The sequence below is a fragment of the Nonomuraea sp. PA05 genome, from assembly GCF_008086045.1.
Lineage (GTDB): Bacteria > Actinomycetota > Actinomycetes > Streptosporangiales > Streptosporangiaceae > Nonomuraea > Nonomuraea monospora.
In genome coordinates this window covers 1-14,690 of the sequence record NZ_VSEY01000010.1, presented here as the reverse complement: position 1 = coordinate 14,690, position 14,690 = coordinate 1, and the positions used below count along the sequence as shown (strand labels likewise).

Genomic DNA, 14,690 nt, shown 5'->3' with positions numbered 1-14,690 from the left:
CCGTCAGGCGGGGTCGGGCACCTGGTCGGCCTGCTCGCGCAGCCGCCTGGCGCGGCGGCGCAGGCTCTCCGCGGTGGCCAGGCAGTCGTCCTCCAGGTCGTCCAGCTCGCGGCGCAACCTGAGTATCTGAGTGAGGAAGCGCTGCGCGGCCGGGCCGCGCCAGAACGGCTCGCAGTCCGCCGGGCGCGACGGGATGCCCTCGAACGTGTCCGGCAGCGCTCTGGCGTAGCGGAGGAACGTGACGGCCAGCGCCTCCTTGTCGGCGGCCTCGCGGAGCAACTGGTCCTTGGTGGGCATCAGCCGCCGCCGATGGCCTGGACGTTCGACCGGGCGCGCTCGCGCAGGCCTTCCGCGCCCACGCCCGGCCTGAGCGCCTCGTCCAGGGCGGGCTGCAGGGCGGGGCCGCCGGTGGTGAGGAGGGTCGCGGTCTCGTGCGGGTGCTCGGCCAGGAACTGCTGGAACGCCAGGGGGTTGGCGGTGTAGGCCGTGATCAGGCCGTCCAGGCTCCCGGCCGGGTGGGCTTTCAGGAGGGTGAACGCCACGTGGTTGAGCACCGCGCCGGACTGGGGGGCCAGGGAGATCAGGGCGGTGAGGGACCGGGGTGGGGCGGTCTCCAGCACGGTGTGCCACTCGTCGCCCAGGCGGCCGGTGCGCTCGGCGCTGGCGAAGGCTCGGGCCAGGAGCGCGGGGGAGCGGCCGGGTGCGTCCGTCGGACCGGGCGCGTCCGCCGAGCCGGGCGTGTCCGTCGGACCGGGCGTGTCCGTCGGACCGGGCGCGTTCGTCGGACCGGGCGCGTCCGTCACGACGCTCAGGACGCGTGTGAAGGCGTCCGGGCCGAGCGCCGTCAGGAGCGCCGCCGCGAAGGCCGGGTCGCCCACCTTGCCCGCGACGCCCGAGACGGCCCGCTCCACCGCCTCGGCGGCGGGGCCACGGGGCGGTGCGGCGGCGGGGCCGCGGGGCGGTGCGGCGGTGGGGTCGCCGGGTAGTGCGGCGGTGGGGTCGCCAGGGGGCGTGGCGGGCGGGGCGCCGAGGGCGGCGCGGATGGCGCCCGCCGCCTGCTCGGCCTCCCGCCGCGCCTCCGCCTCCGCGCCGAAGGGGAAGACCGCCGTCAGCATCCCCCGCTCCCGAACCGCCACAAGCTGCTCGACGGTGTCGATCCGCCACTTCAGGTCATGCTGGGACTCGTCGAGAAACGCCCACGCGCGACGCAGAGCCGTGCTGCCCTGCCGGCCCGCCCAGTCCGGGCCCGCCTCGGCGATCGCCGCGTCGAGCCCGGGCCGCGTCCTGCCCAGGACCGCCTTCACCGCCTCCATCCGGCGGATCAGCTCAAGAGCACCGCGGGGGTCGATCCCCACCAACTCCCCCATGAACCCTCCAATGAGGTCACCAGGCGGGAGTCAAGCACACCGGCCGCACCGAAGGAGACACGTTTCGCAGAACGGGAATCGCAGCCGTCGGCGGGCCGGTACGCGTCAACCGGTGGTCTCCTTCTCGAAGGAGCTCAGCGTGGGGTCGTAGTCCAGCTCCCCGATGTCGTACATCGGCGTCATCCAGTGGTAGAAGTTGTCGCCGCGGTCGCGCAGCAGGTCGTACAGCCTGCGCATGAGGCGGCGGCGAACGGGCGCCAGCTCCGGATGGGTGTAGCGGTTGCTCAGCTCGTGCGGGTCGGCGTGCAGGTCGTACAGCTCGTTGACCGACTCCGGGTTGACGACCAGCTTGTAGCGGTCGTCGCGGATCATCCGCTGCGGGTAGGGGAAGTGGTGGCCGTGGAACTCGGCGAGCAGCTCACCAGGCCACTCGGGGTGCTCGCCGCGCACCAGCGGCACCAGGCTGCGGCTGTCCACCGCCGGCTTCGGGTCGCAGCCCGCCAGCTCCAGGATCGTCGCCGTGCAGTCGGTCAGCGTCACGAACTCGTTCCTGACCTGCGGCGCCGCACCTGGGATGCGGACGATGCCGCAGATGCGGTAGATGTCCTCGTACATCGCCGGGCCCTTGTCGTGCAGCCGGTGGGCGCCGGTGAACTCGCCGTGGTCGGAGGTGAAGAACACCGACGTCTGGTCCGTCAGGCCCAGCTCGTCCATGCGGTCGAGGATGCGGCCGATCTGCTGGTCGATCAGCGTCACGTAACCCCAGTAGACCGCGATCAGCTTGCGGGTGATCTCGATCGGGATCGTGTCGAACGTCCAGTGGTCGCTGTAGTTGCGCTGCACCGGCGGCTTGCCCTCGAACGTCTCCGCGATCGACGGCGGCAGCTCCACCAGGGCGGGGTCGTACATGTCGAAGTACTCGTCAGGCAGCAGGTACGGCAGGTGCGGCCCGAAGAAGTGCGTGGCCAGGAAGAACGGCTTGCCGTCCGCCGCGTACCGCTCCATCAGCTCGATCGCCCGGTCCGCCAGGTAGTGCTCGAACGTGGCCTCGACCGGCTGGTGCAGCCGCGCGGCGAGCAGGTTGCCCTGGTTGCCGTTCGGCGTGGTGCCCCTGATCAGGTCCGAGATCCGGTACGGCGGCAGCCCCCGCTCCTCCAGGTACGCCAGGTAGTCGGGGTGGTCCACCGGGTTGTGCCAGCCGGGCAGGTCGGGCCCGTCGAAGCCGTAGGAGGCGGCGTTGCGGCTGGTGCCGCCGTGCCACTTGCCGATCAGCCCCAGGTTGTAGCCGCGCTCCTTCAGCGCCTCGGGGAAGGTGAAGGCGTCCTCGCGCAGGTCCTCCAGGTAGCCGACGTTGCGCTCGTAGTTCGCCAGCAGCCGGTGCCTGAACGGGGCCTGCCCGGTGAGCAGGCTGGCCCGCGCGGGCGTGCAGATGGCCGTGGGCGTGTAGAACCGATCGAACCGCGTACCGGTGGCGGCCAGCCTGTCCAGGTTGGGCGTGGCCACATGCGGGTTGCCGTAGCAGCCCAGGGTGTCGACGCGGTGCTGGTCGGTCATCAGGAACAGCAGGTTCACTTGGTGAAGGCCTTCGTGTAGAGATCGCCGGTGTAGTACGTCGCGGGCTCCGGCCGGGTCTTGAGCTTGCCGGTGCTGACGAAGAAGTCGCCCAGGCTGTTGAGCCACTTGGCCACGGTGCCGTCCTTGGTCTTGTTGACCAGGTCCTCCGTGGTCATCACGGTGACGTTGGCCGCGTCGGCCTTGACCTTGGCCGCGTCCAGCTTGAGCAGCGACGCCGCCTGCGTGATCGACTCGTCGTAGTGCGCGGCCCGCCAGTCGTTGGCCTCCTGCAGCACCTTGATCACCTTGTTGGTGAGCGCGTCGTTCACCTTCGTGCCGCCCACGAACGCGGTCGGGAACGAGTTGTCCGGCCACTCCTTGGTGCTGGCCAGCTCGGTCAGGTCGGGCACCTTCGCCTTGATGTTGTCGATCAGCGGGTACCAGATGCCGGCCGCGTCGATCTGCCCGGCGACGAAGGCCGACACGACCGTGGCCGGGTCCATCGGCACCTTCTCGATGTCCGTGGCGCTCATGCCGGCCTTCTGCAGGGCCAGGTTGAGCACCATCTCGCCGGACGTGCCCTCGGGCACACCGACCTTCTTGCCCTTGAGGTCGGCGATGCTCTTGATCCCCGGCCGGCCGATGACACGGTCGGCGTAGGCGAGCGTGTTGATGGCGACGACCTTGGCCTTGCCCGTCGCGGGCAGCCACATGGCGCCCGGGCCGATGTAGCCGAAGTCGAGGTCACCGGCGCCGAGCGCCTGGATCTGGAGCGGTCCGTTCGTGAAGACCTTGATCTCGGGGGTGAGCCCCTGCTTCTCCCACAGGCCCTGCTTCTCGGCGATCGCGAGCAGGCTCGCGCCGTTGTAGTCGCTGATGTAGCCGAACCGGACCGTGGAGCCGTCGTCGGAGCAGGCGGTCACGGAGAGTGCGAGCAGGCTCACCGCCGTGGCGGCCGTCAGGGCGCGGCGAAGAGAACGCATGGCGGATCAGTCCTTTCTGGGAGGTTGTACTTAGGCCGCGGGTACGGCCGGAGCCTGGTGGTAGACGGAGTGCCAGACCTCGTTGCGGATGCGCCCGAACTCGGGCGACAGCCGCATCTCCTCGGTCCTCGGGTACGGCAGGTCCACGTCGATGACCTTGTGCAGGCGGCCGGGCCTGGCGGCCATCACGATCACGCGCCTGGCCAGGTAGACGGCCTCGTCCACGTCGTGCGTGATGAACATGACGGTGCGCTGGTCCTTGCTCCACGTGTCGAGGAGCTGGTCCTGGAGCTGCACCCGGGTCAGCGCGTCGAGCGCGCCGAACGGCTCGTCCATGAGCAGCACCTGCGGGTCCACCGCGTACGCGCGGGCGATGGCGCAGCGCTGCTTCATGCCGCCGGACAGCGTCTTCGGCAGCGCGTCCGCGAAGTCGGCCAGCCCGACCAGCTCGATCGCCCGCTCGGCGCGCCGCCTGCGCTCCTCGGCGGGCAGCTCCATGAGCTTGAGCCCGAACTCGACGTTCTTGCGCACGGTCAGCCACGGGAACAGCGCGTACTGCTGGAAGATCACGCCGCGGTCGGGGCCGGGGCCGTTCACCGGAGCGCCGTCCACCAGCACCTCGCCCGAGGTGGGCTCGACCAGGCCGGCGGCCATGCTCATCAGCGTGCTCTTGCCGCAGCCCGACGGGCCCACGACGGTGACGAACTCGCGGTCGGCGATGTCCAGCGACACGCGGTCCAGGGCCGTGAAGGTGTCGCCCTTCATCGGGTAGGTCTTGACGACGTCCCTGAAGGAGATCTTGGCGTTCATCGGCGCTCCTGCCAGTTGGTGAGGCGGCGCTCGGCGAGCAGCAGCAGGCGGTCCATCAGCAGGCCGAGCACGCCGATGGCGATCAGGCCCACGAAGATCGTGGACAGGTCGTAGTAGAGCTGGGCCTGCTGCATGCGGAAGCCCAGGCCCTCCTGGGCGGCGATCAGCTCGGCGGCGACCAGCGTGCCCCAGGCCGAGCCGAGCCCGACCCGCATGCCGACCAGGATGAACGGCGTGGAGGCCGGCACCACGACCTTGAGGAAGATGGTGCGGTCGGACGCGCCGAGCACGCGGGCGGCGTTGATGAGCGTCCTGTCCACGTCCACGACGCCCTGGAACGTCGAGACGACGCTGGACAGGAACGACGCCAGGAAGATCACGAAGATCTTCGGCACCTCGCCGATGCCCATCAGCACGATGGCCAGCGGGATGATCGCCAGCGGCGGGATCGTGCGGAAGAACTGCACGTACGGCTCCAGCAGGCCGCGCGCGGTGGCGTACCAGCCCATCAGGAAGCCGACCGGGATGGCCAGCAGCGTGCCGAGCAGGAAGCCGATGAGCACCCTGCGCAGGCTGGCCAGCGCGTCCAGGAACAGGGTGCCGTCGGCGATCAGCTCGCCCGCCTTGGCCGCCACCTCCAGCGGCCCCGGCAGGCCCTGCACGCCGATCGTGGCCAGCATCGTCCACACGACCAGGCCGATGACGACGGCGATGAGGTTGAGCGCGATGGCGCGCCGCGAGCGACTGGGGGCGCGCCGGGCGGTCTGCGCCGCCGGCGACTTGCCCAGCGCGGTGAGCTGGGTCATCGAGACTCCTTGTCGGGGATCGGGTCCTCCGCGAGATCCGGGCCGGCCGGATAGCGGGAAAGCAGGGGGGATTCGTGCAGCACCAGGGCGATGCCGCCGAGGGCGCCCGCGACCTCGCCGAGCGTGGCGCGGCGCAGGCTCACCCGGTGCCGCGAGACCGGCATGACGTGGTCGTGCAGCGCCCGCTCGATCGGCTCGGCCAGCGCGGGGCCCGTCTCGGCGAGCTCGCCGCCGATCACGATCACGCTCGGGCCGATGGCGTTGCACAGGGCCGCCAGCACCTCGCCGATCCTGGCGCCGACGCCGTCCAGCAGGGTGAGCGCGGTGCTGTCGCCCGCTCGGACGGCCTTCACCAGCTCCGGCACGTCCGCCGCCCGGCCGCCCGCGGCGCGGAAGGCGTCCAGCACCGCTCTTATCGAGGCGACGGTCTCCAGGCAGCCGGTGCCGCCGCAGTCGCAGCGGGCGCCGCCCGGCTCGACCGTGATGTGGCCGAACTCGCCGGACAGGCCGTACGCGCCGCGGTGCAGCGACCCGCCGACCACCAGGCCGCCGCCGACACCGTGGGACAGGCGCAGGTAGAGCACGTCCTGGCCGCCGGCGGCGGCGCCCCAGATGGACTCGCCCAGCGCGGCGAGGCGGGTGTTGTTGTCCAGCAGCACGGGGACGCCGAAGCGCTCGCGCAGCAGCACCTGAACGGGATGCGGCACGGCCGGGTCGTCCTGCCCGCCGGCGGAGTCGCCCTGCGCGGTGGCCGGGTCGTCCCGCCCGGCCTCGGGGGAGCCGACCACGCCGACCACGCCGACGCCGATCGCGTCGAGCGCGCCCAGCCGCAGCGCGCCCGCGCCGGTACGAGTGCCGGTGAGCGAGCCGACCAGCCGGACGGCCAGCTCGACCCGCTCCTCCCACGGCAGGTCGGCGTCGTGCGGCTCGCTGGCCGAGCCGACCACCTCGTGGGCGAGGTTCACGGCGGCGACGTGCAGCGCCCGGCGGGCGAAGTCGATGCCGATGGCCTGGCCGGCGTCGGGGTTGAGGGTCAGCGTCTCGGCCGGCCTGCCCCGGCCGCGCGGCGCCTCCTGGGAGGTGGCGGTGACCACGGCGCCGGAGGCGACGAGCTCGGCGAGGATGTCGTAGAGGGTCGTACGGGACAACCCGCAACGCTTGCCCAGCTCGCCCCGGCTGAGCGGGCCGTGCTTGCGCAGCAGGCCCAGCACGAGCTCTTCGTGCCCGCGCCGGAGTTGTGACAGGGGGCCACGGGGTTGTGACATGACGCAGAGTCTGCCGAGGCCCGGTGTTTTTCGTCAATAACCCGGAAAAAAACGTACCCGCCCCGATATCGGCCCTGTGAGCTGCGAGAATAGGCGCACGAGGGGATTCGCGCCACTCGTAACGTTCCCGTAACGGGGTCCGGGTAGTAGTCTGCGGTGACGGCGCCGTCCCGCGCCCGACCTCCTGACCGCGCACCCACGCCGTGCGGCCACGCGGAGGCAGAGGGGATCGATGTCCTCGGGGCGAGGTCTCGATCGTGCGGGTTCTCTTCACGGCGGGCCGTGCCGAAGGAGCGTGGGTCCGTGCGCACGGGGCCGCCGCGGGAGCGCTGCCATGACCGATCACAAGCACCTCAAGCACCGCGTACGCGAGCGCATGGCCAGGACCGGCGAGTCCTACACCACCGCGCTGCGCCACGTCGCGGGCCGCGCCCGCCGCCACCACCACGAGTCGGCGCTGCTGCGCGACGTGCTGGGCGGCGCCTTCTCCGAGGCCATGCTGCTCGGGCTGGGCGGCGGCATCGGGTTCATGTACTTCGTCTTCGAGTACGCCGGCCACCCGCCCATGCTGACCATCGTCGCCCAGGCCCATCCCGAGCCGATGATCCCGCTCGCGCTCGCCAGGGCCGGGGTCCCGCACGAGATCAGGCGGACCGGCTCGGCCAGGCTGGCCGAGCGCCACCTGCGGGCCGCGCTCGACGCCGGGCGCAGCCCGATCGTCCGGGTCGGCCGCCACCTGCTGCCGTGGCGGGACGCGCTGCCGTTCCCCGACCCCGTGGACGTGGTGGTGACGGGCCTGTCCGGCGGCACCGCGCATGTGCGCGACGACGGCCCCGGCGAGCTGCCGCTGGCCGGCCTCATGGCGGCCTGGTCGTCCATCCCCAAGTCCAAGCACCTGCTCGTCGAGGTCACCGGCCCCGCCGACGGCGAGCCCGACGTGCGCGCGGCGATCACGGACACCGCCGCCAAGCTGACCGGGCCGGTGCTGGGCAACAACTTCGACGTCAACTTCGGGCTGTCCGGGATGCGCAAGCTGGCCGCCCAGCTCGCCGACACCACCGGCAAGCAGGGCTGGACCCGCAGGTTCGCCGATCCCGGGCCGGCGCTCGAACGGCTGGCGGAGTGCCTGGAGGTCGACTACACCGCGCCCGGCGCCACCAGGCCGCTCTACGCCGACTTCCTGGCCGAGACCGGGCACGCCGGGGCGGCGGCGCTCTACCGCGAGTGCGGCCGGCAGTGGTCGCGGGTGGCCGCCGCCGCGTCGGCGCGCGAGCCCCTGGCGGAGATGGCCGCGCTCGTCGCGCAGGCCGTGCTGCTGGAGGAGCGGGCAGCGGGGGCGCTGGCCAAGATTTATTGACTTTTGTTTGGATGGTCGCCAAATTAAAGAGCGCGCGTGCCGTTCCGAGCCCACCCCTGGAAGGCGACCATGAGGCGCTTGCTCTCGGTGCTCCTGGCCATGCTCCTGACCTGCGCGACCCTCGTCGCGCCCGCGCGGGCCGACACCGCGCCCGAGGTCACCTACGACAAGTACTCGCTGACCGTGGACGGCCGCCGGATCGTGCTCCAGTCGGCCGAGTTCCACTACTTCCGGCTGCCCAGCCAGGAGCTGTGGCGGGACGTGCTGGAGAAGTTCAAGGCGGCCGGGTTCAACGCCGTCTCGCTCTACTTCTCGTGGGCCTACCACTCGCCCGCGCCCGGCGTGTACGACTTCAGCGGCGTCCGCGACGTGGACCGGCTGCTGCGCACCGCCCGGGAGGCCGGCCTGTACGTGATCGCGCGGCCAGGCCCGTACATCAACGCCGAGAGCACCGGCGGCGGCTTCCCCGCCTGGCTCAAGACGGTGCCCGGCAGGGCCCGCAGCTTCGAGCCCGGCTACCGGGAGGCCTACCGCGAATGGCTGCACCGGATCAACCCGATCATCGCCCGCCACCAGGTCAAGGACGGCGGCCCGGTGATTCTCTACAACGCCGAGAACGAGTACCAGGTCAACACCGACGCCGCGTACATGCAGGACATCCAGGACCAGGCCAGGGCCGACGGCATCACCGTCCCGATCACCACCAACGACTGCTGCGACGCGGGAAGCTGGAGCTCGACCTGGGCCACCGGGCCCGGCGCGGTGCAGATCCCCGGCGTGGACGACTACCCGCAGTCGTTCGAGTGCGCCGACCCCGGCCTCTGGGGGCCGTGGGGCGAGGGCCTGACCGAGAAGCTGCGCGACGACATCCCCGTCTTCGCCGCCGAGTACCAGGCCGGAGCCATCGACCTCGGCAACGCCGGGTACGACAGGTGCCGCGAGCTCACCGGGCCGGCCTTCATGAAGTTCTTCTACAAGAACAACCTCATCCAGACCGGCGCCACCATGTTCTCCTACTACATGGGGTACGGCGGCACGAACTGGGGCTGGCTGGCCCAGCCCAACGACGTCTACACCTCCTACGACTACGGCGCCGCGATCACCGAGGCCAGGCAGCTCACGCCCAAGTACGACGAGTTCAAGCGCCAGGGCTACTTCCTGGAGGCCGTCGCCCCCATCGCCAAGACCGACGCCCGCACCCCCTCGCCCGCCGTCCCCGCCGACGCCGCCCTGACCACCGTCGCCCGCGCGAACCCCGACACCGGCACCCAGTTCGTCCTCGTCCGGCACACCGACAGGGCCGCCACCAGCACCGACTCCACCACCCTCGACTGGGCCGCCCCCGACGGGCGCTACCAGGTGCCGGTTCAGGTCAAGGGGCGGGACGCGCACGTCCTCGTGGCCGGGTACGACCTGGGCGGGCAGCGGCTGGCCGTCTCCACCTCCTCGATCATGACCCACGCCGCCATCGGCGGGCGCGACGTGGCTCTTCTCCACGGCACCGCCGGCGCGCCGGGGGCCACCGTGCTGCGGTATGCGTCGCAGCCGTCGGTCAAGGTGCTCGAAGGGGCGGTGCGGGTCGCGTACAGCGGGGGTGACCTGCGGCTCGACTACGCGCACGAAGGGCTGGCGCGGGTGCTGGTCAGCGGTGGCGGGCGGCGGCCTGTGCTGCTGCTCATCGGGACGGACGAGGAGGCGGCGCGGTTCTGGCGGGCCTCCACTGCGGCCGGGCCCGTGCTGGTGCGTGGCACGGAGCTGGTCCGCTCGGCCACGGTGCGAGGTGACGTGGTGCGGCTGAAGGCGGACACGGCGGCGGGCGAGGTGGAGGTCTTCGCGCCGCCGTCGGTCAAGCGCGTCGAGATCGGCGGGCCTGCGAACCAAGGCGGCGGCCAGGCCGCGACGGCAGGCAATGGTCAGGCTGCGACGCCGGGCGGCGGTCAGGCTGCGACGGCAGGCAGTGGTCAGGCTGCGACGCCGGGCGCCGGTCAGGCTGCGGGCGGTGGCGACGTGCCGGTCACGCGCACCGCGAGCGGCTCTCTGCGCGGCGTCACCCGCGCCCCCGCCCCGGCCGGCCTGCCCGCCCTGACCGGCTGGCGCGCCCACCCCGAAGCCCCCGAGGCCGCACCAGGCTTCGACGACTCCCGATGGAAGGCCGCCGACCACACCACCACGACCAGCCCCCACCCGCCCAAGACCCTCCCCGTCCTGTACGCCGACGACTACGGCTTCCACAACGGCAACGTCTGGTACCGCGGCCACTTCACCGCCACCGGCACGGAGACCACGATCGACCTGAACGCGATCACCGGCCTGCGCGGCAACTACCTCGTCTGGCTGAACGGCCGCTACCTCGGCTCGGCCGCCGGGGGAGTGGAGGCGGACTCGGGCGACCAGTGGACCCCGCCGAACCCGGATCCGGGCCCCGGCCACTTCGACGTCCCGGCGGGCGCGCTCAAGCCGGGCGCGGACAACGTGCTGGCCGTCCTGGTCGCCAACATGGGCCACAACGACGACTGGATCGCCGACGACCTGCGCTTCAAGCAGCCCAGGGGGCTGGTGGCGGCGTCCGTCGGCGGGACGCCGATCGCGTGGCGGATCCAGGGCACCGCCGGGCTCGACAAGCTGCGCGGCCCGCTGAGCACCGGCGGCCTGTACGGCGAGCGCACCGGCTGGCATCTACCGAAATATCAGGACAAGTCGTGGAAGGATGCCGCGCCCTCCGCCGCCCTGACCCCCGGCGTCACCTGGTACCGGACCTCGTTCGAGCTGGACCTGCCCAAGGGCCAGGACGTCCCGATCGGGCTGCGGTTCGGCGGCGATCCCTCGCCCGCGTACCGGGTGCTGATCTTCCTGAACGGCTGGAACGTCGGCCAGTACGGCGCCGACATCGGCCCCCAGCGCGAGTTCTCGCTGCCCGCCGGGCTGCTGAACGAGCGGGGGACCAACACGCTGGCCCTGGCCGTGACCGCCGAGCAGCCGTCGGCGGGGCCGGGCCCGCTCGGCCTGTTCGCCTACGGAAACGTACGCGGCGGGCCCTGACCCATATGGCCCTTGGGCTCAGCTCTTCGGCACGGCCATCTCGCCCAGCTCGGACCACCCGTCCTGGGCGAGGGTCGTGTTGACGATGCGGGGCGTCTCGGCGAGGTGGGAGGGCAGCTCCTGCTGAGCCTGCTTGAAGTGGGCCGACTGCACGTGCGCGGCGCCCGCCTCGTCGTCCCTGAACGCCTCGACCAGGACGTACTCGTTCGGGTCGTCGAGGCTGCGCGACCAGTCGAACCACAGGCAGCCGGGCTCGGCGCGGGTGGCCGAGGTGAAGGCGGCGGTGATCTCCGGCCACCGGTCGGCGTGCTCGGGCCGGACGCGGAACTTCGCGGTAATGAAGATCATCAGAGTCGCTCCTCTGCTGGTCGGCGGCTTACGGGACGAGACTATCGGCCAATTCTCTAGTTATCCTGTAGGAAATGTTGACTTAGTGCCCGTCCGGCTCGTACCTTCGTACGCATGAGCCAGGGACTCCCCCTCACCATCCGGAACGTGACCAAGACGTTCCACGACGCCGAGCCGTGCACCGTGCTGTCCGGCCTCGACCTCGACGTGCGACGGGGTGAGCTGCTCGCGCTCGCCGGCCCCAGCGGCTGCGGCAAGTCCACGCTCTTCGCCCTGCTCGCCGGCCTCACCGAGCCCACCAGCGGCGAGATCCGCATCGGCGGCGCCGCCGTCACCGGCCCCGCGCTGGACCGGGGCGTGGTCGTCCAGCAGTACACCCTGTTCCCCTGGCGCACCGCCCTCGGCAACGTGGAGTTCGGCCTGGAAGGCCGAGCGGTGGACCGGCGGGAGCGGGCGCGTGAGTTGCTCGCGATCGTGGGGATGTCCCGGTATGAGGAGTGTTACCCGCGCGAGCTGTCCAGCGGCGGCCGGGAGCTCGTGGCGCTGGCCCGCAGCCTGGCCTTCGAACCCGGCGTGCTGCTGCTGGACGAGCCGTTCACGGGGCTGGACCGGCGCACGCGCGAAGAGGTGGGGGATGAGCTCGTACGGGTCTGGGAACGCACCGGCACGACCACCCTGCTCGTCACGCACGACGTCGAGGAGGCCGTCCGGGTGGGGCGGCGGGTCGCGGTCATGACGTCGGCGCCCGGACGCGTCAAGGAGGTCGTGGACGTGGGCACCCGCGCGGGGGATGCTCGCAGGCACGTGGGACGGCTGCTGCGCGAGGAGATCGCGGCGGCGCGGGGGCGGAAGGTGGCGGCCTGAGATGGCGGAGCTGCGCGAGTACGAAGGTGACATCCACTGGTACGACCTGCCCGACGACGAGGCGGAGGAGGACTGGATGATGGACGAGGAGACGGAGGAGCGCTGGGTGCGCGGAGAGCTGGGGGTGGTCCGGTGAGCGTCGTCGCGCTCGTGGGCAACCCGAGAGAGGGCTCCAGGACGCTGACCGTGGCCGCCGCGGCGGCCCGCGCGATCGGGCAGCGGGTGGACGGGGCGGAGTCGTACGAGGTGGTGGACCTGGCGGCGCTCGGCCCGCACCTGCTCGCGCCCGGCGCGTCCGCCGTCGTGGAGACGGCGCTGGAGCTGGTGGCGGAGGCGAGCGTGCTGGTGGTGGCCAGCCCGACGTACAAGGGCACCTACACGGGGCTGCTCAAGGCGTTCCTCGACCGGCTGCCGCCGCAGGCGCTGGCGGGCAAGGCGGCGCTGCCGCTGCTCGTGATGGGCGACGCCAAGCACGCGCTGGCGGTCGAGGTGCACCTGCGCCCGCTGCTGGTCGAGCTGGGCGCCACCGTGCCCACGCCCGGGCTGGCGGTGCTGGAGTCCGAGCTGCCGCGCCTGGAGGAGGTCGTCGCCGCCTGGGCGGACCGGGTGGCGCCGCAGGCCGCGGCCGCACTCAAGGACGCGGCGCTGAGCTGAGAAGGACGCGGCGCTGAGCTGAGGGAAAACTTCACCCGGATGTGGTGGTGCGCCGCCCCCGCGAGATGTCATGATCCGGCGCAGGCCCACCCGAGGGGAGACGTCGTGATCTTCCGTTGTGCCCTGGCCGCCGTCGTGGCGGCGGCGATCCTCACCCCACTGCCCGCGAACGCCACCAGCAGGGTCAGGTTCGCCACCTTCAACGCCTCGCTCAACCGGGCCGCCCAAGGCCAGCTCGTGAGCGACCTGTCCACCCCCGGCAACACCCAGGCCAGGGTCATCGCCGAGATCGTCCAGCGCGCCCGTCCCGACGTGCTGCTCATCAACGAGTTCGACCACGACGCCGGGGGAGAGGCGGCCCGCCTCTTCCAGGACAACTACCTGTCCGTCGGCCAGAACGGCGCGCGGCCGATCAGCTACCGCCACCGCTACACCGCCCCCAGCAACACCGGCATCGCCTCGGGCTTCGACCTCAACAACGACGGCACCGTGGTGACCACGCCCGGCGCGCCCGGCTACGGCGACGACGCGCTCGGCTTCGGCGCCTTCCCCGGCCAGTACGGCATGGTCGTCTACTCGAAGCACCCGATCGACGCCCGTGGAATCAGGACGTTCCAGAACTTCCTGTGGAAGGACATGCCGGGCAACGTCATGCCCGCCGGCTGGTACTCGGCCGAGGAGCAGCAGGTGCTCCGCCTGTCCTCCAAGAGCCACTGGGACGTGCCGGTCCGCGTCGGGCACCGCACCGTGCACTTCCTGGTCAGCCATCCGACACCGCCCACGTTCGACGGCGCGGAGGACCGCAACGGTCGCCGCAACCACGACGAGATCAGGCTCTGGGCCGACTACACCCGGCCGGGCAGGGGCGGCTACCTCTACGACGACCGGGGCAGGCGCGGCGGGCTCGACGCCGGGGCCGCCTTCGTGATCGCCGGCGACCAGAACGCCGACCCGAACGACGGCGACAGCTTCCAGGACGCCATCCACCAGCTCCTCGACCACCCGAGGATCGACGCGGGCGCCGCACCGTCGAGCGCGGGCGCGGCCGAGGCGGCGGCGTCGCAGGGCGGCGCGAACGCCACGCACACCGGCGACCCGAAGTACGACACGGCCGACTTCGCCGACACCGCGCCCGGCAACCTGCGCGCCGACTACGTGCTGCCCGCGCGGCGGCTCAAGGCCGTGGGCGGTGGCGTGTTCTGGCCGGTGCAGGCGGACCCGCTGTCGCGGCTGACGGGCGTCTTCCCGTTCCCGAGCTCCGACCACCGCCTGGTCTGGCTGGACGTCAAGACCCCCTGACACCCAGGCGAGCCGGCGGACTGCTGCACGAACTGGCCGGTCAGCGCAGGCTGGGGTTGCGGCGGGCGGTCCACACCGCGACCCCGGCCAGCACGAGGAGGCCGCCCGCAGCCCACAGATCCCCCCGCAGCGCGACGGCGTCCACGATCGTCCCCCAGGCGCGCCGGTCACGACCCCGCCCGCCTGGCCGCCACCATCGACTTCGCCGTCCGTGCGATAGCGGCGGTGGGAGAAACCGCCGCTGGGGAATGCGGGAAAGCGATGGACTGGGGGGGTCCTTGAAAAATTGGGGGAAAATTTCGGGGCCCCGTCCCCCCCCTTTTCAAAAAACGGGAGAGGGGCGG

General features: G+C 72.0%; 14 protein-coding genes. 6 read left to right on the top strand and 8 right to left on the bottom strand.

Annotated features, from left to right (window positions below):
* Positions 1-3: 3 nt before the first annotated feature.
* The 7 genes from FXF51_RS17320 to FXF51_RS17290 form a co-directional block, all read right to left on the bottom strand.
* The gene (locus FXF51_RS17320; RefSeq protein WP_148435513.1) at positions 4-297 is read right to left on the bottom strand and encodes a hypothetical protein; all 294 of its coding nucleotides are present in this window, start codon (positions 295-297) and stop codon (positions 4-6) included.
* Entirely contained in the window at positions 297-1,367 is a 1,071-nt protein-coding gene (locus tag FXF51_RS62625) for a hypothetical protein (RefSeq protein ID WP_262379594.1), read from the bottom strand. The genes FXF51_RS17320 and FXF51_RS62625 overlap by 1 nt, the downstream gene beginning before the upstream one ends.
* A gap of 105 nt (positions 1,368-1,472) precedes the next feature.
* Positions 1,473-2,939, bottom strand: coding sequence for a sulfatase-like hydrolase/transferase (locus tag FXF51_RS17310; protein WP_148435512.1), 1,467 nt, complete (start codon positions 2,937-2,939; stop codon positions 1,473-1,475).
* Positions 2,936-3,904 carry an aliphatic sulfonate ABC transporter substrate-binding protein gene (locus FXF51_RS17305; protein WP_148435511.1) on the bottom strand — a complete coding sequence of 323 codons (969 nt, stop codon included), beginning with the start codon at positions 3,902-3,904 and terminating at the stop codon, positions 2,936-2,938. The genes FXF51_RS17310 and FXF51_RS17305 overlap by 4 nt, the downstream gene beginning before the upstream one ends.
* 30 nt (positions 3,905-3,934) lie before the next feature.
* Positions 3,935-4,714, bottom strand: coding sequence for an ABC transporter ATP-binding protein (locus tag FXF51_RS17300; RefSeq protein ID WP_148435510.1), 780 nt, complete (start codon positions 4,712-4,714; stop codon positions 3,935-3,937).
* Entirely contained in the window at positions 4,711-5,520 is an 810-nt protein-coding gene (locus tag FXF51_RS17295; RefSeq protein WP_148435509.1) for an ABC transporter permease, read from the bottom strand. The genes FXF51_RS17300 and FXF51_RS17295 overlap by 4 nt, the downstream gene beginning before the upstream one ends.
* Positions 5,517-6,785 (bottom strand): ROK family transcriptional regulator, encoded by a 1,269-nt coding sequence (locus FXF51_RS17290; RefSeq protein ID WP_148435508.1) that lies wholly within the window; start codon positions 6,783-6,785, stop codon positions 5,517-5,519. Before FXF51_RS17290 ends, FXF51_RS17295 begins: the two co-directional genes overlap by 4 nt.
* A gap of 334 nt (positions 6,786-7,119) precedes the next feature.
* On the opposite strand from FXF51_RS17290, the gene FXF51_RS17285 reads away from it, so the two are divergent.
* Positions 7,120-8,142 carry a BtrH N-terminal domain-containing protein gene (locus tag FXF51_RS17285; RefSeq protein ID WP_187414416.1) on the top strand — a complete coding sequence of 341 codons (1,023 nt, stop codon included), beginning with the start codon at positions 7,120-7,122 and terminating at the stop codon, positions 8,140-8,142.
* Positions 8,143-8,211: 69 nt separating this feature from the next.
* Positions 8,212-11,181, top strand: a complete 2,970-nt coding sequence (locus tag FXF51_RS17280) for a beta-galactosidase (protein ID WP_148435506.1) — start codon at positions 8,212-8,214, stop codon at positions 11,179-11,181.
* 18 nt (positions 11,182-11,199) lie between these two features.
* On the opposite strand, the gene FXF51_RS17275 is transcribed toward FXF51_RS17280, so the two are convergent.
* Entirely contained in the window at positions 11,200-11,529 is a 330-nt protein-coding gene (locus FXF51_RS17275) for a putative quinol monooxygenase (protein ID WP_148435505.1), read from the bottom strand.
* A 114-nt stretch (positions 11,530-11,643) separates the two neighbouring features.
* Between FXF51_RS17275 and FXF51_RS17270 the strand changes: the two genes are divergently transcribed.
* The 4 genes from FXF51_RS17270 (at position 11,644) to FXF51_RS17260 (ending at position 14,346) form a co-directional block, all read left to right on the top strand.
* On the top strand, positions 11,644-12,393 hold the full coding sequence (locus FXF51_RS17270; RefSeq protein WP_148435504.1) for an ABC transporter ATP-binding protein: 750 nt from the start codon (positions 11,644-11,646) through the stop codon (positions 12,391-12,393).
* Position 12,394: 1 nt separating this feature from the next.
* Positions 12,395-12,529: a hypothetical protein gene (locus FXF51_RS62620; RefSeq protein ID WP_262379593.1), complete on the top strand. Its 135-nt coding sequence runs from the start codon at positions 12,395-12,397 to the stop codon at positions 12,527-12,529.
* A complete protein-coding gene (locus FXF51_RS17265; RefSeq protein ID WP_148435503.1) occupies positions 12,526-13,047 on the top strand; it encodes an NADPH-dependent FMN reductase in 522 nt (173 codons plus the stop codon). Before FXF51_RS62620 ends, FXF51_RS17265 begins: the two co-directional genes overlap by 4 nt.
* 105 nt (positions 13,048-13,152) lie before the next feature.
* Positions 13,153-14,346, top strand: a complete 1,194-nt coding sequence (locus FXF51_RS17260) for an endonuclease/exonuclease/phosphatase family protein (RefSeq protein ID WP_262379592.1) — start codon at positions 13,153-13,155, stop codon at positions 14,344-14,346.
* Positions 14,347-14,690: the final 344 nt, after the last annotated feature.

Bases quoted from the DNA above. Each gene is read 5' to 3' on its own strand.
- FXF51_RS17320 (WP_148435513.1), bottom strand. From the start codon at position 297: ATGCCCACCAAGGACCAGTTGCTCCGCGAGGCCGCCGACAAGGAGGCG.
- FXF51_RS62625 (WP_262379594.1), bottom strand. From the start codon at position 1,367: ATGGGGGAGTTGGTGGGGATCGACCCCCGCGGTGCTCTTGAGCTGATC.
- FXF51_RS17305 (WP_148435511.1), bottom strand. From the start codon at position 3,904: ATGCGTTCTCTTCGCCGCGCCCTGACGGCCGCCACGGCGGTGAGCCTG.
- FXF51_RS17300 (WP_148435510.1), bottom strand. From the start codon at position 4,714: ATGAACGCCAAGATCTCCTTCAGGGACGTCGTCAAGACCTACCCGATG.
- FXF51_RS17295 (WP_148435509.1), bottom strand. From the start codon at position 5,520: ATGACCCAGCTCACCGCGCTGGGCAAGTCGCCGGCGGCGCAGACCGCC.
- FXF51_RS17290 (WP_148435508.1), bottom strand. From the start codon at position 6,785: ATGTCACAACCCCGTGGCCCCCTGTCACAACTCCGGCGCGGGCACGAA.
- FXF51_RS17285 (WP_187414416.1), top strand. From the start codon at position 7,120: ATGACCGATCACAAGCACCTCAAGCACCGCGTACGCGAGCGCATGGCC.
- FXF51_RS17280 (WP_148435506.1), top strand. From the start codon at position 8,212: ATGAGGCGCTTGCTCTCGGTGCTCCTGGCCATGCTCCTGACCTGCGCG.
- FXF51_RS17275 (WP_148435505.1), bottom strand. From the start codon at position 11,529: ATGATCTTCATTACCGCGAAGTTCCGCGTCCGGCCCGAGCACGCCGAC.
- FXF51_RS17270 (WP_148435504.1), top strand. From the start codon at position 11,644: ATGAGCCAGGGACTCCCCCTCACCATCCGGAACGTGACCAAGACGTTC.
- FXF51_RS62620 (WP_262379593.1), top strand. From the start codon at position 12,395: ATGGCGGAGCTGCGCGAGTACGAAGGTGACATCCACTGGTACGACCTG.